Here is a 24,163-nt window from a genome sequence, read left to right on the forward strand (position 1 = left end):
TAGTTGAAAAAAGCATACGTATTCATATGGATTTGTGGTTGTTTGTTGAGTTGCGACTTCTTCAAAAAAACTGATGATCGCGAACCTATAGCGAGAGTTAACGATACGTATTTATATAAGGAAGACGTTGCTGATTTAGTTCCTGAAGGCGCAAGTGAAGCAGACAGTCTCGTAATTGTAAATGCTTATATCAACCGTTGGGCGCGTCAGTTACTACTAATGGATGGTGCGCTTTTAAATCTTCCAGAGGAAAAGCAAGAAGAATTTTCAAAATTGATCGATCAGTACAAAAATGATCTTTACACCAAAGCCTATCTCGAAAGATTAGTTAAAAAGAACATTGATACTGTTGTAGATATTGAAGAGTCAAAGGTGTTTTATGAAGCTAACAAAGAGTCCTTCAAACTTAATGACGACTTGCTACAATTACGCTATATCAGCTTGCCTTTAAATCCGATTGATCTAGATACTATTACGAAAAGATTCAAACGTTTTGAACCAAAAGACAAGCGATATTTGGATTCTATTTCCTTACAGTTTAAGTCTTATTCTTTAAATGATTCCCTTTGGGTTAAGTTTAACCAAGTTGTGGATAAAGTGCCTGTTATTAAGCCTGAAAGTAAAGACCAACTGTTAAAAAAATCTAATTTCTTACAGCTCAAAGATTCATTAAACCTATATTTGATGCAAGTTAATGACATACGACTTCAGAATGATTATGCCCCTTTGGAGTATGTTCAAAGATCTATAAAACAGATTGTCATTAATAAGCGAAAGTTAGAGCTTATCAAACAACTCGAAAATGATATTTCAAAAGATGCGATTAAAAATAAAAAGTTTGAAATCTATAATTAAACTCTTCAGTCTTTCTTGTTTCCTATTCGTTGGTTTCGTCAACGGACAAGAGATTATACCGGATGATGTTCCTATTAAAAAAGAAAAAGATAGTGTGATAAACAAAACACGCATCAAGGCTGATGGCGTTGCTGCAGTAGTTGGAGATTTTATTGTGTTAGAGTCTGACCTAGACCGAGAAATTGCACAATTAGAAGCCCAAGGCGCAGATTTGAGTGGCGTTACACGTTGCGAACTTTTTGGTAGTTTATTAGAGAAGAAATTATATGCACATCAGGCAATTCAAGATAGTATCATTGTCAATGAATTGTATATCCAATCTCTTGTAGAACAGCAGATTCAGGGTATCCTTGCGCAAACTCAAGGCGATATGCAAGGCTTGTTGAATTTCTATAAGAAAGAGTCAGAACAGGCGCTTCGAGATGAAATGTACGAGATCAATAAGAATGGTTATCTGGCACAGGAAATGCAAAAGAAAGTGATCGACGGTGTTGAGGTAACACCTGAAGAGGTTAGAACTTTTTTTAACGATATTCCTAAGGATGAAAGACCAACATTTGGTACGGAACTAAAGGTAGCTCAGATCGTAATTATACCTAAAGTAACTGATGAGGCAAAGCAAGAAGTCATTGATAAATTGAAGGGCTTTAAACGTGATGTTGAAGAAAATGGAGCAAGTTTTATCACCAAAGCACTCTTTTATTCTGAGGATATGGGCTCTAAAAATAACGGAGGTTTGTTACCAACCATGAACAGAAAACGCCCTCGAATGGTTAAAGAATTTAGAGATGTAGCATTCAATCTCCAAGAAGGTGAAATCTCAGATCCGTTTGAAACAGACTTTGGTTATCATATCATCTATCTTGAAAAGATTCGAGGTCAGGAATACGATGTAAGACATATTTTACTGCGTCCTGAAGTGACTCCTGATGCCTTAAAAGAAGCAAGAGACAAAATTGATAAGGTTAGAGATTTAATAGTTTCAGGAAAAGTTTCCTTTGCCGATGCTGCCTTAGAATTTAGTGATGAAGAAGAAACGAAATATGAAGGTGGTCAGCTTACCAATCCTACGACGCAAGATTTTAATTTTGAATTGACTAAGATGGATACAGAAATGTACACTCAGATTCAAGGCCTGAAAGATGGCGAGATCAGTGAGGTCATTCAAGATGAAGACCGAATTAATGCTTACAAATTCAAGATTATGACGGTGACCGATAGAATCGACGATCATGAAGCTGATTTTTCTAGAGATTATCTTAAAATAAAAGAATTAGCACTTCAAGATAAACAAGTGAGAGCTATTGAAAAATGGCAAAAAGAAGTCATTCTTGAGACTTATGTAAAAATCAACGGTGTGTATAGAGACTGTGATTATCAAAGTAATTGGTTAAAAACACAATAACATATGTCTGACGTTGCCGTAATTGAAAACTTTGTAACGAAATACAAAGCCCTTAAACAAGAAATATCTAAAGTCATTATTGGTCAGGAAGATGTTGTAGACCAAATATTAATTTCTATTTTCTCGGGCGGACACTCATTATTAATAGGTGTCCCTGGTTTAGCTAAAACATTAATGGTTAATACCATTGCCCAAGCATTGGGTTTAGATTTTAAGCGTATTCAGTTTACGCCAGACCTTATGCCAAGTGATATTTTGGGAAGTGAAATCCTAGATGAAAATCGTCATTTTAAATTTATAAAAGGACCAATTTTCGCCAATATTATTTTGGCAGATGAGATCAATAGAACTCCTCCTAAAACACAGGCAGCATTGCTCGAGGCCATGCAAGAGCGAGCAGTAACAGTTGCTGGTCATCAGTATAAATTGAGCTTACCTTATTTTGTACTAGCTACACAGAATCCTATTGAACAAGAAGGAACATACCCATTGCCAGAGGCTCAATTAGACCGCTTCATGTTTGCAATACGATTAGAGTATCCTTCATTTAAAGAGGAAGTGGAAGTAGTAAAAGCTACGACAACGGATAACCAGTTAAGCGTTAATTCGCTATTTACAGCACAAGAAATCATCGATTTTCAGAATGTTATTCGCCGTATACCAGTTGCAGATAATGTTGTGGAATACGCAGTATCGCTTGTGGCTAAAACGCGACCTAAGGCCGATACTGCAGCAGATATCGTTAGAGAATTTGTTGATTGGGGAGCAGGGCCACGTGCTTCACAAAACCTTATCCTTGCAGCAAAAACACATGCAGCAACCATAGGTAAATTTTCACCAGATATTGAAGATATACAGGCCATTGCTACAGGAATTCTGAGACACAGAATTATTAAAAACTACAAAGCAGAGGCTGAAGGAATTACAGACGAAAAAATCATTGAAAGTTTATTTTAATAAACAATTACAAATAAAAAAAGACCTCATAATTTTATGAGGTCTTTTTGTTTGATGATTGATTGTATTTAATCTTTAATCGGTTGCTCAATATTTTGATTCAAATGCTTTGCATAAAAGCCCATCATGGCTTTATAGAGCGCTATAGAGTTTTCTTCCTTACCAAAACCATGTCCTTCATCGTATTTTACCATATATGGAACATCAACACCTTTTGCGCGTAGACCTTCAACAATCTGGTCAGATTCGTCGATATTAACTCTAGGGTCGTTCGCACCCTGAACAACAAAAAGTGGTTTTTTGATTTTGTTAATATGGAATACAGGTGATACTTCTTCCATAATAGCCTTTTCCTCCGGAACGTCTGGATCGTACCAGATTTCCTTTACAATCTTTTTGTAAGGTTTCCAGTATTCTGGGAAAGAGTCATAAAACGTAAAAATATTCGAAACACCAACATAATCTACACCACAAGCATAAAGATCTGGTGTTTTAGTTAATCCTCGTAATACAGCATATCCACCATGACTTCCACCATAAATAGCAGCATTATCTTTGTCAACCCAACCTTGGTCAACAACATATTGAAGTCCGTCTTCAACATCATCCATGGCCTTTCTACCAATTTGCTTGAATCCTGATTCTAAAAATTCACGCCCGTAGCCTCCCGAAATTCTGAAATTTACCTGTAATGTGGCATAACCTCTACTTGCAAATAATTGAGCTTCAGGATTGAATCCCCAAGAGTCTCTTATTCCTTGTGGTCCACCATGAGGATTTACAATTACCGGAACTTTTTTACCCTCAAGCGCAGCTTTTGGTAGTGTAATATATCCATGAATGGTTTTACCGTCTCTACTTGTAAAAGTAATAGGTCGCATCTCAGCCATATCTTCTTCAAGAAGATTAGGCATTAAATTATAAAGTAGCTTGAATTCATCTTTTTTAGCGTCATAAGAATAATATGTACCATATAATTTATCACTTTGTAAAAAGATCAGATATTTACTTTCGTCGTCTGTTACATCAGCTATGGAGTAGCTATAATTTGGGAATTTGTTTGTAATTTTTTTGTGAAGACTTTTATAGTAATCACTCACTGGAACTATAACTTGCTTTTCACCTTCGTAAGAGAAATAATCGAGTTCATAACCTCTGTTTCTCGACAAAGAAAGACCTGAAACATCATAGTTTTCATTTGAGAACAGTTTCTTAATTACCTTATCTTCTTTGAGATCGTATAAATATATCTGCGTTTTATCACTATCTAAATTAGATATCACATAAGCGTCGTGAGGGTATTCAGTGGCATAGTTAAACGAAGAAATGCCAAAACTATCTTTCCAATTTAGCTGCTTTATGATCTCATAATTTTCACCATCTAGAGTGTAATACATATCAAAATGAACACCATCTCTTAATCTTGCAAATCCGCGTAAGTTTCCGTCTTTATCAAATTCATATCCGTCAATAGGATTAGCCGCATCGTCATTAGAATAGAGTTGTTCAAGCTTACCCGTTACGATATTAATTTTATAAGGTTCAAAGATCTGAGGGTTATTTTGGTTCATAGAAATGATCATATGATCTTTATCTTCCTTAAGGCCGTTTAAGATATTTACCTTAACCCCATCAAATGGCGTTAATTCTTTTTGGTTGCTGCCATCAATGTTTACTGCAAATAAGTGATAATCCTCATTGCCGCCTTTGTCCATAATGTAAACAATACGGTTGTTATTTGCCCATCCAAAACCTCTTACAAGTTCTTCCTTTTCTTCAATAACGCGAGTTACCTGATCAGTTTCTAAGTTCTTTACATAAACATGATTTTTCTTGTTATCATCTTTTTCTCTGTAGGATAAATATTTTCCATCAGGTGAAAAATTAAAAGAACGTGCCTTAGGTCTTGCAAAATAATCTTCAACTGCATATTTATAAGAGTTGATAGGTTTCCAGTTCGATAGCTTTTCAAGATCTTCATCTGAAGTTGGTAAGGCTGTGTTACCTGGTAGAGTTATTACTGTTTTGCCTAATATCAGCGGTAATTCATTGCTGCCCTGATAAAATGTACCCTCTATTTTATCGTCGGAGAGTGTACCGATATATTTAATACCAGCTTGATTGAATTTTATGGTTAAAGTAGTTCCTTCAAGTGTGGTGACATCCATCGGAATACCCATTGCTCCTTGAGATGGACTATCCATGGTTGAAGTGTAAGCGTCGTCTTCCATTGAAATATTAAATACCAATGGTATTTCTGTACCTTGTACAGATAATTTTCCTTCCCATGCTCCTGTTATATCTTGGGCATAAGTTTGTGCCAAGCTACCTAATATGATAAAAAAGGTGCTCAATTTTAAAAACATAGATTTCATTTCGTTTGTTTAAAATTTGAATACTGATTATTTAGATTATATGCTATTAGAAGAAAACACGACAGGTTTTGTTACAATTTAAACGTTAAAATTGAACACGTAAATTGATCTTAGTACTTTATTATAGGTTTAATTCTCAAAATGTTATCTGAAATACATATTCATTCTAAATAAAGGGAATTGTTAATTTATTAATCATATCTCATTTAAGCTGTTAATAATTAAAAAAACTATCAAAAAATGAGTCAATTTGTGATTTATATTCACTGTTTTGTTGATTTTGTTACATATTTTTAAAAATGATTAGGAATTCGTAATTTTGTGGGACTTTTAAAAAACATAATTATCAACCTTTAAATATACTTTATGGCTTTTGACATTGATATGATAAAGAAGGTTTATGCTAACATGGCTGAGCGCGTAGATGCTGCCAGAGAAATTGTTGGAAAACCATTGACACTTTCAGAAAAAATATTATATGCTCATTTATGGGATGGAAAACCAACACAAGCGTTTACCAGAGGTAAAGACTATGTTGATTTTGCACCAGATAGAGTTGCTTGTCAGGATGCAACGGCTCAGATGGCATTATTACAGTTTATGCAAGCCGGAAAAGCAAAAGTTGCTGTACCAACAACGGTACATTGCGATCACTTAATTCAGGCGAAAAGCGGAGCAGAAGCCGACTTAAAGCATGCTAATAATACCAGTAGTGAAGTATTTAACTTTCTGGAATCAGTGTCTAATAAATACGGAATTGGTTTCTGGAAGCCTGGTGCAGGAATTATCCACCAAGTTGTATTAGAAAACTATGCCTTTCCTGGAGGGATGATGATCGGTACCGATTCTCATACTGTAAATGCAGGTGGTTTAGGAATGGTAGCAATAGGCGTGGGAGGTGCCGATGCAGTGGATGTGATGGCTGGTATGCCTTGGGAACTTAAATTTCCAAAATTAATTGGTGTAAGATTAACCGGAAAACTTTCAGGATGGACAGCACCTAAAGATGTGATCTTAAAAGTTGCTGAAATCCTAACAGTAAAAGGGGGAACAGGAGCTATTGTTGAATATTTCGGTCCTGGCGCTTTATCAATGTCTTGTACAGGTAAAGGAACCATATGTAATATGGGTGCGGAGATCGGAGCAACAACATCTACTTTCGGTTATGACGATTCAATGGAGCGCTATTTAAGAGCTACTGATAGAGCAGACGTTGCTGATGAAGCTAATAAAATAAAAGACTACTTAACAGCAGATACAGAGGTATATGCTAATCCTGAGCAATACTTTGATCAGGTAATTGATATTAATCTTTCAGAATTAGGGCCTTTATTAAATGGGCCATTTACGCCAGATCTTTCAACTACTGTCGGAAGAGAAATGACAGAAAAAGCGAAAGAAAACGAATGGCCAATGCAAGTAGAATGGGGATTAATAGGATCTTGTACAAATTCATCTTACGAGGATTTATCAAGAGCATCTTCAATTGCACAACAAGCCCTAGATAAAGGGTTAAAGACCAAAGCTGAATTCGGAATTAATCCAGGATCAGAACAGGTAAGATACACTGCTGAACGCGATGGTATTTTAGAGGTTTTTGAAAAACTCGATGCAAAGATATTTACAAATGCATGTGGTCCGTGTATCGGGCAATGGGCACGTTACAGCGACCCTAAGAATGCTCCAAAAAATAGTATCGTTCATTCGTTTAACAGAAACTTCGCTAAGCGTGCTGATGGTAATCCAAATACCCACGCTTTTGTGGCTTCTCCAGAAATCACAGCAGCAATCGCTATTGCTGGTCGATTAGACTTTAATCCAATGACAGATACGCTGATCAACGAGAATGGAGAAGAGGTAATGTTAGATGAGCCAACAGGATGGGAATTACCACCAAAAGGATTCGATGTTAAAGAAAATGGTTATTTAGAGCCTGTTGCTGACGGTAGCGGAGTAGAAGTTACAGTAAACCCAGAATCTGAGCGTTTACAATTACTTACACCATTTGAACCAATTGGAGATTCTGTGACTGGCGCTAAGTTGTTAATTAAAGCATTTGGTAAGTGTACAACCGACCATATTTCAATGGCCGGACCATGGTTGCGTTACAGAGGTCATCTAGATAATATCGCAAACAATACTTTAATTGGTGCTGTTAACGCGTTCAACAAGCAAACCAATTTTGTAAAAAATCAACTTACGGGTGAATATGGCGGTGTTCCTGACACGCAACGTGAGTACAAGAAAAATGGAATCTGGTCTGTTGTTGTAGGTGATCACAATTATGGTGAAGGTTCATCAAGAGAGCACGCGGCAATGCAACCAAGACATTTAGGTGTTGCTGCTGTGATTGTAAAATCATTTGCACGTATTCATGAAACAAATCTTAAGAAGCAAGGTATGTTAGGTTTAACCTTCGCAAATGAAGCAGATTATGATCTTATTCAAGAGGATGATACCTTCAACTTCTTAGATCTTAATGAATTTGCTCCTGGTAAACCATTGCATATAGAAGTCGTTCATGCAGATGGTTCTTCAGATACAATTGCTGTGAATCATACATATAACGATTCACAAATTGAATGGTACAAAGAAGGCTCTGCACTTAATTTAATTAAAAAGCAGAATGCTTAAGTCATAAATATTCTTATTTGAAAACTCCCAATTAATATTGGGAGTTTTTTTTGTGCAAATTGTAAGGTAGGGGAATTCAATGCGACAGTACATTTATACAACCAATATCCTATCACTATTATCATGAGATCTTTTTGGTTTTTTGAGGATGTAAATCTGTTCAAACTACTTTGTCCACATAAGTTCAAGGCCTACAAGCAATCCCATACTTTTGATCAATACCGAAAAGAAGACTACATCTATTTCGAAAATGACTCGTCGAATAAAATTTATTTGATTGAAAACGGTAAGGTGAAGATCGGCTATTATAGTGAAAATGGAGATGAGGTTGTAAAGGCTATTTTAACCAAAGGAGAGCTCTTTGGTGAAAAAGCAATTTTGGGTGAAAGGAAACGTGAAGAATTTGCCCAGTCCTTAGATAATCAGACTTCAATTTGTCCTGTTGGTGTGGAAACTATGCACGACCTTATGCGCGATAATCAGACTTTCAGTTTCAGAATATATAAATTTATTGGCTACAAGTTTAAGAAATTAGAACGGCGCTTACAGTTGTTACTTTTTAAAGATTCAAAAACCCGATTACTTGAATTTTTAGACGAACTTTGTACCGATTACGGATACGATTGCGATAAAACCGGCGATCAGATTATAAATCATCCGTATACTCAAAAAGATATTGCATCTTTGATAGGCATTTCAAGACCAACATTGAATATTCTTATGAACGAACTTAAGGAAGATGATATCATAGACTTCGACCGAAGGCAGATAAGAATTTACAATACCTCGGCTTAAATCTTATATTTCATGAAGACCAAATTAACAAAAAGCAATATTATTTTTATGATAATCATTGCCTTGCTCATCATCCCTCAGACGCGACATCCCATTCAGATCGTGTTACACAAAGGTTTAAGCTACATTAATCAGTCTACTATGATTGATGCCAATGAAAGGGTGCAGGTCACTTATGATCATTGGAAATTACAATCAGATACCAATGTTACTTTAGATTTCAATTCAACTAAAGATAAAGTAGTTTTTGTAAATTTTTGGGCAACCTGGTGTCCGCCTTGTATTGTTGAAATGCCAAGTCTTCAGGCATTGTATACAGATTATAATGATAAGGTTGATTTTTTATTTGTTACAACAGATACTTTTGACGTTGTAGAGACTTTCAAGAATAAAAAGAATTTCGATTTCGATGTATATAATTCGTTAAATGAAATTCCGAAGGAACTTATGACAAGTTCAATTCCAAGAACATTTATTATTAATAAAAAGGGCGAGATTGTAGTAGACGAATCTGGAGCTGTAGATTGGAATAGCGCTAAAGTTCGTGGGCAATTAGATCAATTGCTTGCCGAGTAAATTATTTGAAATATTTGAAAGGTACGATAAGCATACCAAAATTTTCCCCGTCTTTCTTGCCCAAGTGCTTATGATGAATTTTGTGGGCGCGTCTTACACCACGAGCATACTTGTTATCTATATTTCGTAACCACTTGAATCGCTGATGGATAAATATATCATGAACGATAAAATAAGCCAATCCATAGGCCATAATACCAATTCCGATAGGTAAACAAAACCAGATGTTGTGTTCGCCCCAAAGGTACCAGCAAAGCATACTAACTACGGCATAGAAAATGAAAAAAGCATCATTGCGTTCAAACCAACTATCATGGTCTTTATGGTGATGATCTTTATGTAAACTCCATAAAAATCCATGCATGATGTACTTGTGCGTAAACCACGCATTAAACTCCATAATAAAAAATGTTACCAAGAAAATTAAGATCCAAAAAACTATCTGCACAACACTAATTTTTTATTTAAAGTAAATTTAGTTGATATTTTACATAACTGCGAGTAAGTAACTCTATCTTTTTGTAATTAGGCACTCTAATTCTAGCCGATTTAATTTCTAAAGCAGGAGTGTCTTTAAGTTTTTGAAGAAGCTTGTTGTAGTAACGATAGGCCATGAACACGCCAAATCTAGCTTCGAGCGGTAATTTTTTAATTCCCTTTAAGCCTTCAGCAAAATCAGCTTCAATATCTTGAATTATAGCTTGCTTTGAATTTTCATCTAAATGATTTAGGTCTGTATTAGGAAAGTAGGTTCTGCTTAGATCTTCAAAATCTGCTTTCAAATCTCTTAAAAAGTTTACTTTTTGAAAAGCTGAACCCAAACTCATAGCAGAGTCCTTAAGATCATTATATTTCTCGTTATCACCTTTCACAAATACCTTTAAGCACATTAATCCTACGACATCTGCAGAACCATATATGTAATTTTTATATTCTTCTTCGGTTAGATAATCTTTTTTGAATAGATCTAGTCGCATACTATTCATAAAGGCATCGACCAAATGCTTATCGATATTGTACTTGTGATAGGTATCTTGAAAAGAATTTAAGATCGGGTTCAAACTGATTTTATCCTTAAGGGCATTTTCTAATTCAGTTTCAAAATTTCTGAATAATTTTTCCTTGTCATAATCATGAAACGTATCCACAATCTCATCGGCAAATCTTACAAACCCATAAATATTATAGATGTCTTGCCTGATACTCTCAGACAACATTTTGGTGGCCATCGAGAATGACGTGCTGTAGGCGTTTGTAACAAGCTTGCTACATTCTTTGGAGACGTTGTCAAAAATAGATTTCATGATATACGGTGCTTATTCTATGGTACTAACTTTTATTTATTGATCAGGTCGGCTACTAACTTACCTGATATAAGTGATGGAGGTACTCCTGGTCCAGGGACGGTTAGCTGACCAGTGAAATACAATTCATCTACTTTTTTACTTTTTAATTTCGGTCTAAGGAATGCAGTTTGTCTTAATGTATTTGCCATTCCGTAAGCATTACCTTTATACGAATTGTATTCACTTACAAAATCATTAACACAAAACGATTCTTTAAAAAGTATATGATCTTTAACCTTTTGATCGGTTAAATTTTCAAAACGATTGATAATAATATCAAAATATTGTTGCCTCAGTTCGGGAGTATCTTCTAATCCAGGTGCGATTGGTATGAGAAAAAAACCAGTTTCGCAACCTTCAGGCGCCATGCTCTTATCTGTTACAGAAGGGAAGTTAACATAAAATAATGGATTTTCAGGCCATTTTGGGTCATCATATATTTCTTCAGCATGATTTTCGAAGCTTGTATCGAAGAATAAATTGTGATGATCTATGGCTTTTATCTTCTTATCAAACCCCACATAAAACAGTAATGATGAAGGTGCAAAGGTTCGTTTTTCCCAGTAAGATTCTGAGTATTGGCGATATTCGGTATCTAATAAGGTTTCAGAATGATGATAGTCTGCACCACTCAATACTACATCCGAATTTATTGTTATTCCGTTGACCGTTATGCCCACAGCTTTGCCATTTTCAACGTTGATCTTTTCAACATTACTATTGGTATGAATTGTAACGCCTAGGCTTTCGGCTAAGCTTTTCATTGCTTTTATTATTTCGTACATGCCACCTCTTGGATGCCATGTTCCTAATCCGAAATCAGCAAAATTCATAAAGCTGTAAAATGACGGTGTTTGGCTTGGTTTAGCGCCTAAAAACAGTACCGGAAATTCAAGTGTTGAAATTAGCTTCGGATTTTTAAAGTTCTTTCTAACTTCTTGGCTAATTGTTTTGAAGAAACGATCTACTCTTGTTACGGTATCTTTTGTAACTAATTCGAAAGGTGAAATACCAGGTTTCAATACGACCTTATTGATTGCAATATCGTAATGATCTTGTGCCTGAGCAATGAATTTTCGAAGTGGTTTTGAACTACCGGCCTCGATACGTTCAAATTCTTCACAGATTTGATCCATATGATCGCCTATCGTTATAACCTCATCTGAAAAGAAAATTTTATAGGCAGGACTCAACTTATCGAGCTGATAATAGTCGCTTGTACTTTTTCCGAAGTCATTAAAGAATTTTTCAAAAATATCGGGCATCCAATACCAACTTGGGCCAATATCGAAAGTAAATCCATCTTTTACCAATTGGCGTGCTCTACCTCCTACAGTATTGTTTTTTTCAAACACAGATACTTCGTGTCCGGCTTTAGCTAAATAGCAAGAAGCCGAAAGGGATGAAAAGCCTGAGCCAATTATTGAAATTCTTTTACTCATTGGTTTAGTGATCTAAATTTTCAATCAATGCTTGAATACTCTTAAATGCCGAAACGCCTTCTGGCAGGTTGTTCAAATCTAAGGCGTTCAGCATCTGACCTAAAATCCAAAGTTTCGTGTTGCTGTTTTCTAGCAAGAGTTTGTTGAAATTCTCCATATATTTTTCAATGTCATCCTTCTCTGGTTTTACTGTAAAATAGGAGATATAAATGATTTCGTCGTAGTAATTTTTTAAATCAGTTAAACTATCAAGTGGTACACTGAAGCCTAAGAAAATAGATTGGTATCCTCGGCTGACTAATTGATGGTTTATAAACATAAGCCCTAACTCATGTATTTCATTTTCAGGTAAGTAGAGAACAAATGTTTTCTTAGATTTATTGATTTGCTTAGATTGTACTTTCTCAGTATTGATAAGTATTTTTTGACGAATCAAGGAAGTTAAAAAATGCTCATGTGCTGGTGATATGGTATCTGTTTGCCATAAGAGACCAATTTCGGTCAACAATGGAATAAAGATATCATAGAAAACTTCGTAAAATTCTTTTTCCTTTAGAAGTGACTCGTAGGTGTTGTAAAAAAGTGCCTGATCGAAATTGAGCATAGATAGCTTAAATGCGTTTATGGCATGGCTTTCCATGTTACTTTCGGCAGCTATTTCTCTAACTAATATCGGAATTTTGTGTTCTTCAATAGTGGCTATTTTCGAAATTTTGTAGCCATTATTATTTAGGTAGCTCACATTTAGAAGCTTTTGAAAGCTCGCTAAATCGTAATATCGTATGTTAGTATCGGTCCGTTTGGGTTGTAAAAGATTGTAGCGCTTCTCCCATATTCTAATCGTATGCGCCTTAATTCCAGTAAGGTTTTCCAAATCCTTGATACTGAATTGATTCTTTATATTGTTCATTTTTTAACAAAAATGTTTAAACAAAAGTAAGATTTTAACTCATAAAAACCTTACAATTAACAAAATTTAAGTAAAAAATATGTGTTAATTAAAATGAGGAAATGTAGTGTGCTTTGATAATTGCACAAACTTAGAGTTATAAAGTGCGCACGAGAAGATCAAGACGCTTGCGGTCTTCATCTTGACTTTGTGTAACAAACGTCAAGACTCAATGGCGTTATGAGTACTTTTTTATGAATTTTTTTAGCCTTTCTTTTGAAAGGTTTTTCAACTTTCTTTCTAATGTCATTGCTTCAGATCGACTAGATTTTTCAGTATACCATAAAAGCTCCCAAGGAGTGTATCTTTTAGTTGACTTCTCCAGTCCTGAATTGTGCCTCCTAATTCGTTCAAATAAATCTTTAGTCTGACCTTTATAAAACGTATCAAACTTTTTAGAGTAAAGAATATAAACGAAATAGGGCATTAAAATGTTGAAAGTGCGCACGAGAAGATCAAGACGCTTGCGGTCTTGATCTTGACTTTGTGTAACAAACGTCAAGACTCAATTTCGCTATGAGTACTTTTTTATGAATTTTTTCAGCCTTTCTTTTGAAAGGTTTTTCAACTTTCTTTCTAATGTCATTGCTTCAGATCGACTAGATTTTTCAGAATACCATAAAAGCTCCCAAGGAGTGTATCTTTTAGTTGACTTCTCCAGTCCTGAATTGTGCCTCCTAATTCGTTCAAATAAATCTTTAGTCTGACCTTTATAAAACGTATCAAACTTTTTAGAGTAAAGAATATAAACGAAATAGGGCATTAAAATGTTGAAAGTGCGCACGAGAAGACTCGAACTTCCACGACCTAAAACGGTCACTGGCCCCTCAAGCCAGCGCGTCTACCAATTCCGCCACGTGCGCAATACTGAAGTAAATATAAAAAAAAAGTTAAGCATTTCGCTTAACTATCGTGACCGGGCTGGGGCTCGAACCCAGGACCCTCTCCTTAAAAGGGAGATGCTCTACCAACTGAGCTACCCGGTCATTAAGATGTTCTCTTAAATGAGGGTGCAAATATAAAATGATTAATTAATAAAACAATACATTTTTAACTTTAATTTTTGTTTTTTTGTTCTATCGGGAATTTAGAAAATTCAAACTAAAAATTTAGAGTATGATTGTTGCATTAATGGGATATATGGGATCGGGTAAATCTACTATTGGTAAGGCTCTAGCTACTTTGTTGAATTACAAATTCTTAGACCTTGATGACTATATTGCCGCACAAGAAAATGCTTCTATCCCCGAACTGTTTAATAAAAGAGGGGAGCTCTATTTTAGAAAAAAAGAAACGGAGTATTTAAATGAAATTTTAAATTCAAATGAAAATTGTGTTTTAGCGCTCGGTGGTGGAACACCATGTTATGGTAGAAATCTTGAATTGCTTCTAGACAATGAACAAGTAAATTTATTCTATTTAAAATTGTCGATTCCATTACTAACAAATCGACTTTTTAAAGAACGTTCACAGCGACCATTAATTAGTCATATCCAATCGGAAGATGATCTGATGGAGTTTATAGGTAAACATCTTTTTGAACGCACGCAGTACTACAACCAAGCCGAACATGTTGTAAATACAGATCATAAAACACAGCAAGATATTTTAGAGGAACTCCTAATGATCCTAATCTAAATAAGCCTCATAAGGTTGTTTAGATAAATTGACGTGTACGTGTTCGAAAAGTGAAGTAGATAATGAAATGCCTTTGAAATCAGCCTTAACAGGATATTTTTTATGATTTCTATTTACTAAAACCGCTGTTTTGAATTGTCTTAAAGGCACATCTAAAAAATGTTTGATCCCGTAAATTAAGGTGCTACCAGAATTTAAAACATCATCGATAAGCACAATAGATTTGTTTGTATAGTCGTCTTTACTAATCGAAGTTATGATAGGCTTAGTAGGTTCTTTTTTATCGATCTTAACCTTGCATAGTACCGATTCGATATCAGAAATTTTATCGAGTTGATTTTTAATCTTTCTGGCAAGAATATATCCATTACTTTCAATACCGGCAATAACAATCTGCGTTTCGTCGACATTGCACTCGTAGATTTGATAAGCGATTCGCTTGATCTTATGTTCAATTTCTTTATGACTTAATATCGTATTCTTTGTTAGTGCCATAGTGCGCTTATCTTCTTGTTATATGGAATAATCTTATCGTCTTTCAAAGATAAAAAACAGTTCTTTACCTTCTCTTGGTTTTATTGAATTTGTTGAACGTTCTAAAATCTTTATTTCAAAATAAGGGCTAAAATGTATTTTATATTCTTCAATACTGCCGCCAAATGGTGGGCCTGAAGAGGTAAGTGGGAAATCGAAAAATAATCCCGATAATTTACCCTTAGGCTTTAATAAGTCTACCATTTTCTTGACATATTTTTCTCTTAAACTAGGATCTAAAGCGCAAAAAAATGTTTGTTCAAGAATTAGATCAAACTGACCTTCAAATTCAAAAAAATTATGATGTAACAATTGATCTTTTGGAAAACCTGTTACTCGGCTTTTCAGATTAACTAATGGTTGTAACGCAATATCGAGTACATATGTGTTTTTGAAACCAGCATTCCATAGGTATTCAGCTTCATAACTATTTCCGGCACCGGGAATAAGAATATTTATGGATTTGTCTTCAAGTTGATCAATATAAGTTTTCAATGGCGTAGAAGAGTAGCCAATATTCCAGCCAATTTCATTAGCGTCATAACGCTGCTCCCAATAGGATTGATCGAATTTATTCTTCTTCATAAAAACTGTCTATATCTCGACGATCTTTTTTAGTAGGTCTACCAGTGCCTTTTTTACGATAATAATCCTTGCTATACTTTAGCATTTCTTGTGCTTCAAAAGCCTCCTTAGGCGTAGTGTCTACTCTGTAAATATCAACGAGCTTGGCACCAACACGGTTTGGCGGTATGTCATTAACCGTAAGTGTATAAGTGATCTGATTTTTTCTTAATTCAATTTTATCTGTAGGGTAAACCTCTCGCGATGGTTTGGCAACACTATCGTTAAGTTTTATTTGCCCCTTTTTACAGGCTTGGGTTGCCATATTTCGTGTTTTGTAATAACGAACACACCAAAGATATTTATCAATTCGCATATGGTTTTAACTTAAATCTACGTTAACCTTATGGTGTAAAAATATTAATTTAATGTATCTTGCGCCATTATAATAAAGCAATAATGAACTGTGTGTGTTCTAAGTGGTTTAAGACATGCATAAAAGATTTTTAAAATGACATTAAAAACATTTAGAAAGTACTTACCTCTATTACTCTTTATTTCAATATTGATCGCTTGTAGCGGCGATGATGATAATTTCTCTCCAGTGCCCGACAGAGATCGAACGGAACAACAACTGGCAGATAAAGATTCATTAGAGAATTATTTAAGAGGACACTATTATAACTCTAGTCTTTTTGAGACTCAGACGAATCTTACCATTGATGATATTATCATCACTGAAATGCCAGTCGATGAAAATGGTGATTATCTAACGATACCGCCAGATCCTGCAAATAATACAAGACTTTGGGACGCGGTAGAAGTGAAGACAACCACTTATGAAGATGCAGAATACGAATACTACATATTACGTCTTAACCAAGGTGGTGGAGAATCTCCTGAATTTACAGATCAGGTGCGTGTAGTTTACGAAGGATTTTTAGAAACTACCAGCGACGTTTTTGATGAAGTAGCAACTCCTGTTGAACTTAGTATGCAAGGTATTCCTGGAATTGGTGGAACTGGAGGTGTAATTAGAGGATGGCAACTTATATTGTCTGATTTTAATACAGCTAGTAGTTTTAATATTAATAATGGTATCGTTGAATATGATGATTACGGATTGGGTGTTATGTTTATTCCGTCTGGGCTTGGTTACTTTTCTACGCCAGTGCCTAATGTGCCGTCATATTCTAATTTGATTTTTAAGTTTGAATTGTTACAGTTTGAAGTAAATGATCATGATTTAGATGGTATTCCTTCGTACATCGAAGATGTGAATGAAAATCTGAATGTGTTAGATGATAATTCAGATGAAGATGGATTACCTGATTATTTTGATACTGATGATGACGATGATGATGTACCAACCCTAGATGAATTAGTACCGGCGACTTACACAGTTGACACTAATATGGGAGAGCCTGAACCTGTTTTAGGTGAAAATGAGTTCGAGTTGAATAGGTCTGAGAGTAATGGTGTTATAACTATTAATACAGTTACTATGGTAGATGCTAATAGCAATGGTGTTTTTGATCATTTAGACAGTGAAGTCACTACCAATTATAACGAAGAAGACGAATAGTATTTACTGAACATATAAAAAAAAAGCCGCTAAAAATTTAGCGGCTTTTTTATTATTCATTAAAGAGCAATAGATAAACTGAGTATCAATTGATCTGGTCTTGTATCAATCCGACTAGGATTTATTCCTAGGTTATCATTGATAAACGTTGCTTCGTTATTGTTAAATCCTCTTTCGTATCTAAGGTCTATTCCAACTTTGTTAAGATTTAAACCGATACCAAAATTTAAGCCTACAGAAAAGTCGTCTTCTACATTATTGATATTAATACCATCAAATTCAGTGTCTAGTATATATTGAAGTGATGGTCCGCCAAAAACGCTCAAAGGTCCTAGAACTCTTAATCCAACTAAAAGAGGAGCATCGATTTTTTGAATGCTCAGATCACTGTTATCGTAATCACTTTTGGTAGATGTATAAACAAGTTCTGGTCTAAAGTAGAGTTTATCTCCAATTTTTCCGAAGATACCGACGTGATAACCAATATTGCGATCAGGATTTCTGGCGTTATCGCCAATAGATTCAAAATAATCGCCGTTAGCACTGTAATTCAATCCACCTTTAAAACCAAAGGAGCTGCCTTTTTGGGCATTTGCGGTTAGTCCAATAAGAGCAAAAGCTACAGCAAGAAATGCTGCTTTTTTCAAATTTTTCATAATGTTCGTTTTTAAGATTAGATATCTATAATCAAAAACGTTGCCAAAATGAAGTTATTTTCTTTGGAGTACAGTTTTTGCGGCATTCTGGATGGCTTCACTATTAAGACCATACTTGTCCATTAACTGTGCTGGCGTGCCAGATTCACCAAAGGTATCGTTGGTTGCAACAAACTCTTGAGGTGTTGGTTTATGCTTGGCTAATACTCTAGAAACACTTTCACCGAGTCCACCTAAATAGTTATGTTCTTCGGCTGTTACAATACAACCAGTTTTTGCAACCGAGTCTAAAATTGCCTGATCATCTAATGGTTTAATCGTATGGATATTAATGACCTCTGCACTGATACCTTCTTCATTTAAGGCTTTTGCTGCTTCAAGAGCTTCCCAAACTAAATGTCCGGTAGCAACAATAGTTACATCACTGCCTTCAATTAATTTTAACGCCTTTCCGATTTCGAAGGTTTGATCTTCTGGAGTAAAGTTTGGTACTTTTGGACGTCCAAATCTTAAATATACTGGTCCGTGATGTTTTGCAATCGCTAGGGTCGCTGCTTTAGTTTGATTAAAATCACAGGTGTTGATTACCGTCATTCCTGGTAACATTTTCATTAACCCTAAATCTTCAAGGATTTGATGAGTTGCACCATCTTCACCTAAAGTCACACCAGCATGAGAAGCGCATATTTTTACGTTTTTATGCGAATATGCTATACTTTGTCGTATTTGATCATATACTCTTCCTGTTGAAAAATTAGCGAAGGTTCCAGTAAATGGAATTTTACCACCTATGGTCATTCCGGCAGCGATACCCATCATGTTGGCTTCTGCTATTCCAACCTGAAAAAAGCGCTCTGGATGATTGGCTTTGAATTCATCCATTTTCAGTGAGCCCGTGAGGTCTGCACATAGCGCTACAACATTTTCGTTTGTTTTTCCTAGTTCGGTTAAACCAGCTCCAAATCCAGAGCGAGTGTCTTTGTTTCCTGTATTCGTGTAAGTTTTCATTCTGTGATTTTGAAACTATGTATAAGTGAAATGGTTTTTGTTTTCGTATCTATCGAATTGGCCTCTAATATGGTTTCGCCATCATCTGAGATACTTAATATTAGGCCATTGGGAAAATCAATACTTTTCAATTTTAGTTTGTCTTCCGCAGCAAATATTAATGAAAAAAATCGTTCAAATAATTTTGCATTATTTACCTCAATTGTATTGTCGAAACCAAAGTTTACAGAGTCATTAGGATCATTGCTGGGGAAAACTTCGTAAACTTCAATCGCCTTGTTAAGAATGGTTTTAGTTTCGCCAGTCGGTTCGGCTATTAATTCAAACTCCTTGCTTTCTTCGCCTAAGGGTTGAACAGGAAAGAAATTTGAAATTTCAACATTCATGTACATCTCATTCTTGCCCGAATTAAAAAATAACATCATTGTCAAGTTTTCGGTATCTAAAACAATATTTAATTCCGCGTTTTCTAACAAGGTATCATTGCCTTCAAATACTGATCTGGCTAAATCTTTGGCGAGAAAGTCGCTATCTGTCCAAAGGTATTTTCCGTCTTTATCAAAACCTACTTTTACGGTATCCACAGCGGAGCTTAGTCGTTTCGGTATAAGATATTCTACGGTGTAATCAATTTCAATAGATTTTTCCTGTGCGTGTCCGAAGACGACAAAAAATAAAATTGAAAGCGCTAAAAATTTCTTCATATTAATAGTCACCTAAGGTTTCAGAGTTTTGAGCTAATCCAATTTCCAATTGCTTGTCATTTGGAGCTTTGCCATGCCAAGCATGAGTATGCATCATAAAATCTACACCATTACCCATAACAGTTTTTAATAAAACACATACTGGCTTACCTTTTCCTGATAGGGATTTAGCTTCAGACATACCCTCTAAAATAGATGCAATGTCATTACCCTGCTCAATTTCAACAACGGTCCATCCAAAGGCTTCAAATTTTGCTTTCAAATTACCCATTGGTAAAACAGTATCTGTAGATCCGTCAATTTGCTGGCCATTAAGATCAATAGTTGCTATGAGATTATCAACTTTATTACCAGCTGCGTACATGATGGCTTCCCAATTCTGACCTTCTTGTAATTCTCCGTCTCCATGAAGGCTATATACTAAATGCTTATCCTTATTGAGTTTTTTGGTCTCAGCCGCTCCAATAGCTACTGACATCCCTTGTCCTAAAGAACCAGAAGCAATTCGCACACCAGGTAAACCTTCGTGCGTTGTTGGGTGACCTTGAAGACGCGAATTTATTAGTCTGAAGGTATTCAACTCATCTACTGGGAAATATCCAGAACGTGCTAATACACTATAATATACTGGTGAAATGTGACCATTCGATAAGAAAAACAGATCTTCACCTTTACCATCCATATCAAATCCATCATTAGTTTCCATGATTTCACTGTAGAGTGAAACAAAAAATTCAGCACAACCGAGAGAACCTCCTGGATGACCTGAATTTACTTTATGAACCATTCTCAGAATGTCTCGTCGCACCTGTGTAGTTAATGCTTCTAGCTGTTGAATATTCGGCATTTTATATTGCTTAAATTAATGGCACAAAAATAACATTTAAAACCCGCTTACAAAAGCTGAATGAAGTCACTTATCAACGATTTTTATGATTTGCTAACAATTTTAATTTTAATTAAGATATGAATGTTTAAGAGTTAATTATATTTGCCAGCAGACTTACTTTTATGAAATTTAAACGCTTAGCAAAAGATAAGGAAACTAAAGCTAGAGCTGGTACAATAACTACTGATCATGGAGTCATTGAGACTCCTATTTTTATGCCTGTAGGAACAGTTGCTTCCGTAAAAGGTGTACATCAGCGCGAGCTAAAAAATGATATTAATCCAGATATTATTTTGGGTAATACTTATCATTTGTACTTGAGACCAAAAACTCCAATTTTAGAACAGGCAGGTGGATTGCATAAGTTTATGAATTGGGACCGTAATATCTTAACAGATTCGGGTGGTTATCAGGTGTACTCATTATCGGCCAACAGGAAGATCAAAGAAGAAGGCGTAAAATTTAGATCACATATCGATGGGAGTTACCATGTTTTCACCCCAGAAAATGTAATGGAAGTACAGCGTAGTATAGGTGCTGATATTATCATGGCTTTTGATGAATGCACGCCTTATCCATGCGATTACAATTATGCTAAGCGATCGATGCATATGACCCATCGCTGGTTAGAGCGTTGCTTAACGCACTTGAAAAAAACACCATTCAAGTATGATTATGAGCAAACATTCTTTCCGATTGTTCAAGGAAGTACCTATAAAGATCTAAGACAGCAATCTGCAGAATATATTGCCAATGTTGGTGCAGAAGGTAATGCAATTGGTGGTTTGTCGGTTGGAGAACCAGCTGAAGAGATGTATGCCATGACCGATATAGTTTGCGATATTTTACCTGAAGACAAACCACGTTATCTTATGGGTGTAGGAACTCCAATAAATATTTTAGAAAATATAGCGTTAGGAGTAGACATGTTCGATTGCGTGATGCCAACACGTAATGCCAGAAATGGCATGTTGTTTACAGCACACGGTACCATAAATATTAAGAACAAGAAATGGGAAGATGATTTCTCACCAATAGATGAAATGGGTATTACCTATGTAGATACAGATTACAGCAAGGCCTACCTTAAGCATCTATTTACGGTGAATGAGTTGTTAGGTAAACAAATAGCAACCATTCATAATCTCGGATTTTATTTATGGTTAGTACGTGAAGCCAGAAAACATATTATTGCTGGTGATTTTGGTGCATGGAAAAACAAAATGGTAAAACAAATGGATAACAGGTTATAGATAGTGAAGATTTTAGATTGGTACATACTAAAAAGATATCTGTTTACATTTTTAATGATGTTGCTTTTATTTATTCCTATCGGAATAACAGTAGACCTCGCTGAGAAAGTTGGCAAGATCCTTGAAAATAAAGCACCATTTGGTGAAGTATCACTGTATTATTTAGACTTCACTGTTTATTTTGCAAATCTCTTATTACCAATATTTCTGTTTTTGTCGGTCATTTGGTTTACTTCCAAACTGGCAAATAATACCGAGATCGTGGCGTTTTTGAGCTCAGGCGTTTCATTCTCTAGATTTTTGAGACCCTATATAATTGGAGCAACGATCATTGCTATCTTGGCCTTAGTGCTAGGTATGTTTTTAGCGCCTATTGCGAGTCAAGGATTTAATGAGTTTAAATTTACTTATCTCAAAAAAAATAAGAAAATTCAAAAAACGCGAGATGTTTATCAACAAATAAACGACAACGATTATATCTATGTAAGTAGCTTTTCACCCGCGCAAAAATATGGTCAAAATTTCACATACGAACATTTTGAGGGCAACGAGTTGAAGTATAAAATTTTTGCTGATAATATCCGATTTATAGAAGAAGACAGCTCTTACAGACTTACTTCTTACGTTAAAAGAACTTTTGAAAATGGTAAGGAAATCGTTGAAAAAGAACGACGAAAAAATATGATCTTTCCTTTTGAACTTGAAGATCTTACGCCTGTAGAATACGCTGCTGAAACAAAATCTTACTTTGAGTTGCTCGAATTTATTGAGGCTGAAAAGCGACGAGGTTCGCCTAACATAGGGCGCTACGAAGTAGTTTTACTTAAAAAGTGGAGTATACCGGTTTCTATATTTATTCTTACTATTATCGGCGTGGCCGTCTCATCTATTAAACGCCGTGGTGGTATGGGTATTAATCTAGCATTCGGAATTACAATTGCCATGATTTATGTCTTTTTCGATAAGATATTTGGCGTTATGGCTGAACAATCTAATTTTCCTCCAATAGTTGCCGTTTGGTTACCTAATCTTTTATTTGGTATTTTAGCTGTATACCTTCTAAAGAATGCCAAACGCTAGATTAAAGGATTATCTTCATTTACATTTTCTGGTATTTATTGCTGGTTTCACAGCAATCTTAGGAAAAAAGATCACTATTGGTGCAAGTGAATTGGTTTGGTTTAGAATGGCTATAGCGGCGGTTTTGATGTTTATATACATTAAAATTATAAGGCTAAATATCAAAGTTTCCCGAAAGACGATCTTACAGTTTTCAGCAGCTGGCGTGATTATCGCCTTGCATTGGATTACTTTTTTTGAATCGATTAAGCAGTCTAATGTTTCTATAGCCCTAGCTATGTTTTCTTCAGGGGCATTTTTTGCATCATTTATTGAACCTATATTTTTTAAACGACGAATATTACTTTATGAAATTCTGTTCGGACTAATTGTTATTGCAGGTGTATTTTTAATTACAAGTAGTGAATTGAAATATCTAAATGGTATTATTTTAGGATTACTTTCCGCTTTGTTTTCAACATTATTTGCTGTTGTTAACGGACGGTTTATTGAACGCTACAATGCTACGGTGATCTCGTTTTACGAATTTATCAGCGGGGTTCTATTTTTAAGTTTGTTCATATACTTTTCTGGTATTCAATTCAACGCTGAATTCTTTACACTTTCAAAAATGGATTGGATATATATATTCATTTTGGCGTCCGTTTGTACAGCCTATGCATTTATTGGAGCAGTAGAAGTCATGAGATACATCAGTCCGTTTACAGTAATTTTAAGCTATAATCTCGAACCAATTTACGGTATCATATTAGCACTTATAATATTTCCAGAGTCCGAAAAAATGTCATCGCAATTCTATATTGGTGCCGGACTGATTATACTAACAGTGGTTATGGATGCCGTGTTAAAAAACAATAAAAAGCGAAAACGTAAAAGGGCGAGTATTACCAATTAAAGTTTATATATTTGTAAACTGAA

General features: G+C 35.2%; 25 protein-coding genes and 2 tRNA genes. 11 read left to right on the forward strand and 16 right to left on the reverse strand.

Features of this window, described 5'->3' with window-relative positions:
* The first annotated feature begins 3 nt into the window (after positions 1-3).
* From DDY94_RS08620 to DDY94_RS08630, 3 genes are read left to right on the forward strand one after another with little or no spacing between them, the layout of a single operon-like run.
* Positions 4-855, forward strand: coding sequence for a peptidyl-prolyl cis-trans isomerase (locus DDY94_RS08620; protein ID WP_232817845.1), 852 nt, complete (start codon positions 4-6; stop codon positions 853-855).
* Positions 839-2,260, forward strand: coding sequence for a peptidylprolyl isomerase (locus tag DDY94_RS08625; protein ID WP_317047179.1), 1,422 nt, complete (start codon positions 839-841; stop codon positions 2,258-2,260). Before DDY94_RS08620 ends, DDY94_RS08625 begins: the two co-directional genes overlap by 17 nt.
* A gap of 3 nt (positions 2,261-2,263) precedes the next feature.
* Complete coding sequence (locus DDY94_RS08630) at positions 2,264-3,217, forward strand: AAA family ATPase (protein WP_111683698.1); 954 nt, start codon at positions 2,264-2,266, stop codon at positions 3,215-3,217.
* Positions 3,218-3,285: 68 nt separating this feature from the next.
* Here DDY94_RS08630 and DDY94_RS08635 read toward each other — a convergent pair whose 3' ends face one another.
* Entirely contained in the window at positions 3,286-5,583 is a 2,298-nt protein-coding gene (locus tag DDY94_RS08635) for a S9 family peptidase (protein ID WP_111683699.1), read from the reverse strand.
* A 375-nt stretch (positions 5,584-5,958) separates the two neighbouring features.
* Here DDY94_RS08635 and DDY94_RS08640 point away from each other — a divergent pair, with 375 nt between their 5' ends.
* The 3 genes from DDY94_RS08640 to DDY94_RS08650 all read left to right on the forward strand — a co-directional run bounded on the left by DDY94_RS08640 (position 5,959) and on the right by DDY94_RS08650 (position 9,597).
* Positions 5,959-8,226 carry an aconitate hydratase gene (locus DDY94_RS08640; protein WP_111683700.1) on the forward strand — a complete coding sequence of 756 codons (2,268 nt, stop codon included), beginning with the start codon at positions 5,959-5,961 and terminating at the stop codon, positions 8,224-8,226.
* Positions 8,227-8,349: 123 nt separating this feature from the next.
* Entirely contained in the window at positions 8,350-9,021 is a 672-nt protein-coding gene (locus tag DDY94_RS08645) for a Crp/Fnr family transcriptional regulator (RefSeq protein ID WP_111683701.1), read from the forward strand.
* A 12-nt stretch (positions 9,022-9,033) separates the two neighbouring features.
* Positions 9,034-9,597, forward strand: coding sequence for a TlpA family protein disulfide reductase (locus DDY94_RS08650; protein ID WP_111683702.1), 564 nt, complete (start codon positions 9,034-9,036; stop codon positions 9,595-9,597).
* Between the two features lies 1 nt (position 9,598).
* Here the strand turns inward: DDY94_RS08650 and DDY94_RS08655 are convergent, their stop codons facing one another.
* From DDY94_RS08655 to DDY94_RS08690, 8 genes are all read right to left on the reverse strand, one after another.
* On the reverse strand, positions 9,599-10,045 hold the full coding sequence (locus DDY94_RS08655) for a sterol desaturase family protein (protein ID WP_111683703.1): 447 nt from the start codon (positions 10,043-10,045) through the stop codon (positions 9,599-9,601).
* 16 nt (positions 10,046-10,061) lie between these two features.
* Positions 10,062-10,901, reverse strand: a complete 840-nt coding sequence (locus DDY94_RS08660) for a phytoene/squalene synthase family protein (RefSeq protein ID WP_111683704.1) — start codon at positions 10,899-10,901, stop codon at positions 10,062-10,064.
* Positions 10,902-10,933: 32 nt separating this feature from the next.
* A complete protein-coding gene (locus DDY94_RS08665; protein WP_111683705.1) occupies positions 10,934-12,385 on the reverse strand; it encodes a phytoene desaturase family protein in 1,452 nt (483 codons plus the stop codon).
* A 4-nt stretch (positions 12,386-12,389) separates the two neighbouring features.
* Positions 12,390-13,295, reverse strand: a complete 906-nt coding sequence (locus DDY94_RS08670) for a MerR family transcriptional regulator (RefSeq protein WP_111683706.1) — start codon at positions 13,293-13,295, stop codon at positions 12,390-12,392.
* A gap of 217 nt (positions 13,296-13,512) precedes the next feature.
* Complete coding sequence (locus DDY94_RS16345) at positions 13,513-13,761, reverse strand: GIY-YIG nuclease family protein (RefSeq protein ID WP_111683744.1); 249 nt, start codon at positions 13,759-13,761, stop codon at positions 13,513-13,515.
* Between the two features lie 87 nt (positions 13,762-13,848).
* Complete coding sequence (locus DDY94_RS08680) at positions 13,849-14,097, reverse strand: GIY-YIG nuclease family protein (protein ID WP_111683707.1); 249 nt, start codon at positions 14,095-14,097, stop codon at positions 13,849-13,851.
* A gap of 14 nt (positions 14,098-14,111) precedes the next feature.
* Positions 14,112-14,197 (reverse strand) — tRNA-Leu (locus DDY94_RS08685).
* A gap of 50 nt (positions 14,198-14,247) precedes the next feature.
* Positions 14,248-14,320, reverse strand: a tRNA-Lys gene (locus tag DDY94_RS08690).
* A gap of 130 nt (positions 14,321-14,450) precedes the next feature.
* Here DDY94_RS08690 and DDY94_RS08695 point away from each other — a divergent pair.
* A complete protein-coding gene (locus DDY94_RS08695) occupies positions 14,451-14,972 on the forward strand; it encodes a shikimate kinase (RefSeq protein WP_111683708.1) in 522 nt (173 codons plus the stop codon).
* On the opposite strand, the gene DDY94_RS08700 is transcribed toward DDY94_RS08695, so the two are convergent.
* The 3 genes from DDY94_RS08700 to DDY94_RS08710 are packed head-to-tail and all read right to left on the reverse strand — an operon-like array spanning position 14,964 to position 16,446.
* Positions 14,964-15,467, reverse strand: coding sequence for a phosphoribosyltransferase family protein (locus DDY94_RS08700; protein WP_111683709.1), 504 nt, complete (start codon positions 15,465-15,467; stop codon positions 14,964-14,966). The genes DDY94_RS08695 and DDY94_RS08700 overlap by 9 nt on opposite strands.
* Before the next feature lie 33 nt (positions 15,468-15,500).
* On the reverse strand, positions 15,501-16,091 hold the full coding sequence (locus DDY94_RS08705) for a methyltransferase domain-containing protein (RefSeq protein WP_111683710.1): 591 nt from the start codon (positions 16,089-16,091) through the stop codon (positions 15,501-15,503).
* On the reverse strand, positions 16,078-16,446 hold the full coding sequence (locus DDY94_RS08710; RefSeq protein WP_111683711.1) for an RNA-binding S4 domain-containing protein: 369 nt from the start codon (positions 16,444-16,446) through the stop codon (positions 16,078-16,080). Before DDY94_RS08710 ends, DDY94_RS08705 begins: the two co-directional genes overlap by 14 nt.
* A gap of 135 nt (positions 16,447-16,581) precedes the next feature.
* Between DDY94_RS08710 and DDY94_RS08715 the strand changes: the two genes are divergently transcribed.
* Positions 16,582-17,655 carry an FKBP-type peptidyl-prolyl cis-trans isomerase gene (locus tag DDY94_RS08715; protein WP_111683712.1) on the forward strand — a complete coding sequence of 358 codons (1,074 nt, stop codon included), beginning with the start codon at positions 16,582-16,584 and terminating at the stop codon, positions 17,653-17,655.
* A 59-nt stretch (positions 17,656-17,714) separates the two neighbouring features.
* Here the strand turns inward: DDY94_RS08715 and DDY94_RS08720 are convergent, their stop codons facing one another.
* From DDY94_RS08720 to DDY94_RS08735, 4 genes are read right to left on the reverse strand one after another with little or no spacing between them, the layout of a single operon-like run.
* The gene (locus DDY94_RS08720) at positions 17,715-18,311 is read right to left on the reverse strand and encodes an outer membrane beta-barrel protein (RefSeq protein WP_111683713.1); all 597 of its coding nucleotides are present in this window, start codon (positions 18,309-18,311) and stop codon (positions 17,715-17,717) included.
* Between the two features lie 54 nt (positions 18,312-18,365).
* The gene (locus tag DDY94_RS08725; protein WP_111683714.1) at positions 18,366-19,319 is read right to left on the reverse strand and encodes a transketolase family protein; all 954 of its coding nucleotides are present in this window, start codon (positions 19,317-19,319) and stop codon (positions 18,366-18,368) included.
* Positions 19,316-20,023 carry a hypothetical protein gene (locus DDY94_RS08730; RefSeq protein WP_111683715.1) on the reverse strand — a complete coding sequence of 236 codons (708 nt, stop codon included), beginning with the start codon at positions 20,021-20,023 and terminating at the stop codon, positions 19,316-19,318. Before DDY94_RS08730 ends, DDY94_RS08725 begins: the two co-directional genes overlap by 4 nt.
* A 1-nt stretch (position 20,024) precedes the next feature.
* The gene (locus DDY94_RS08735) at positions 20,025-20,870 is read right to left on the reverse strand and encodes a transketolase (protein ID WP_111683716.1); all 846 of its coding nucleotides are present in this window, start codon (positions 20,868-20,870) and stop codon (positions 20,025-20,027) included.
* A gap of 164 nt (positions 20,871-21,034) precedes the next feature.
* Here DDY94_RS08735 and tgt point away from each other — a divergent pair, with 164 nt between their 5' ends.
* From tgt to DDY94_RS08750, 3 genes are read left to right on the forward strand one after another with little or no spacing between them, the layout of a single operon-like run.
* On the forward strand, positions 21,035-22,165 hold the full coding sequence (tgt, locus tag DDY94_RS08740; RefSeq protein ID WP_111683717.1) for a tRNA guanosine(34) transglycosylase Tgt: 1,131 nt from the start codon (positions 21,035-21,037) through the stop codon (positions 22,163-22,165).
* 3 nt (positions 22,166-22,168) lie between these two features.
* Positions 22,169-23,245 carry an LptF/LptG family permease gene (locus tag DDY94_RS08745; protein ID WP_111683718.1) on the forward strand — a complete coding sequence of 359 codons (1,077 nt, stop codon included), beginning with the start codon at positions 22,169-22,171 and terminating at the stop codon, positions 23,243-23,245.
* Positions 23,232-24,140, forward strand: coding sequence for a DMT family transporter (locus DDY94_RS08750; RefSeq protein WP_111683719.1), 909 nt, complete (start codon positions 23,232-23,234; stop codon positions 24,138-24,140). Before DDY94_RS08745 ends, DDY94_RS08750 begins: the two co-directional genes overlap by 14 nt.
* Positions 24,141-24,163: the final 23 nt, after the last annotated feature.

The sequence above is a fragment of the Winogradskyella tangerina genome (genome assembly GCF_003260205.1).
GTDB classification, from domain to species: domain Bacteria; phylum Bacteroidota; class Bacteroidia; order Flavobacteriales; family Flavobacteriaceae; genus Winogradskyella; species Winogradskyella tangerina.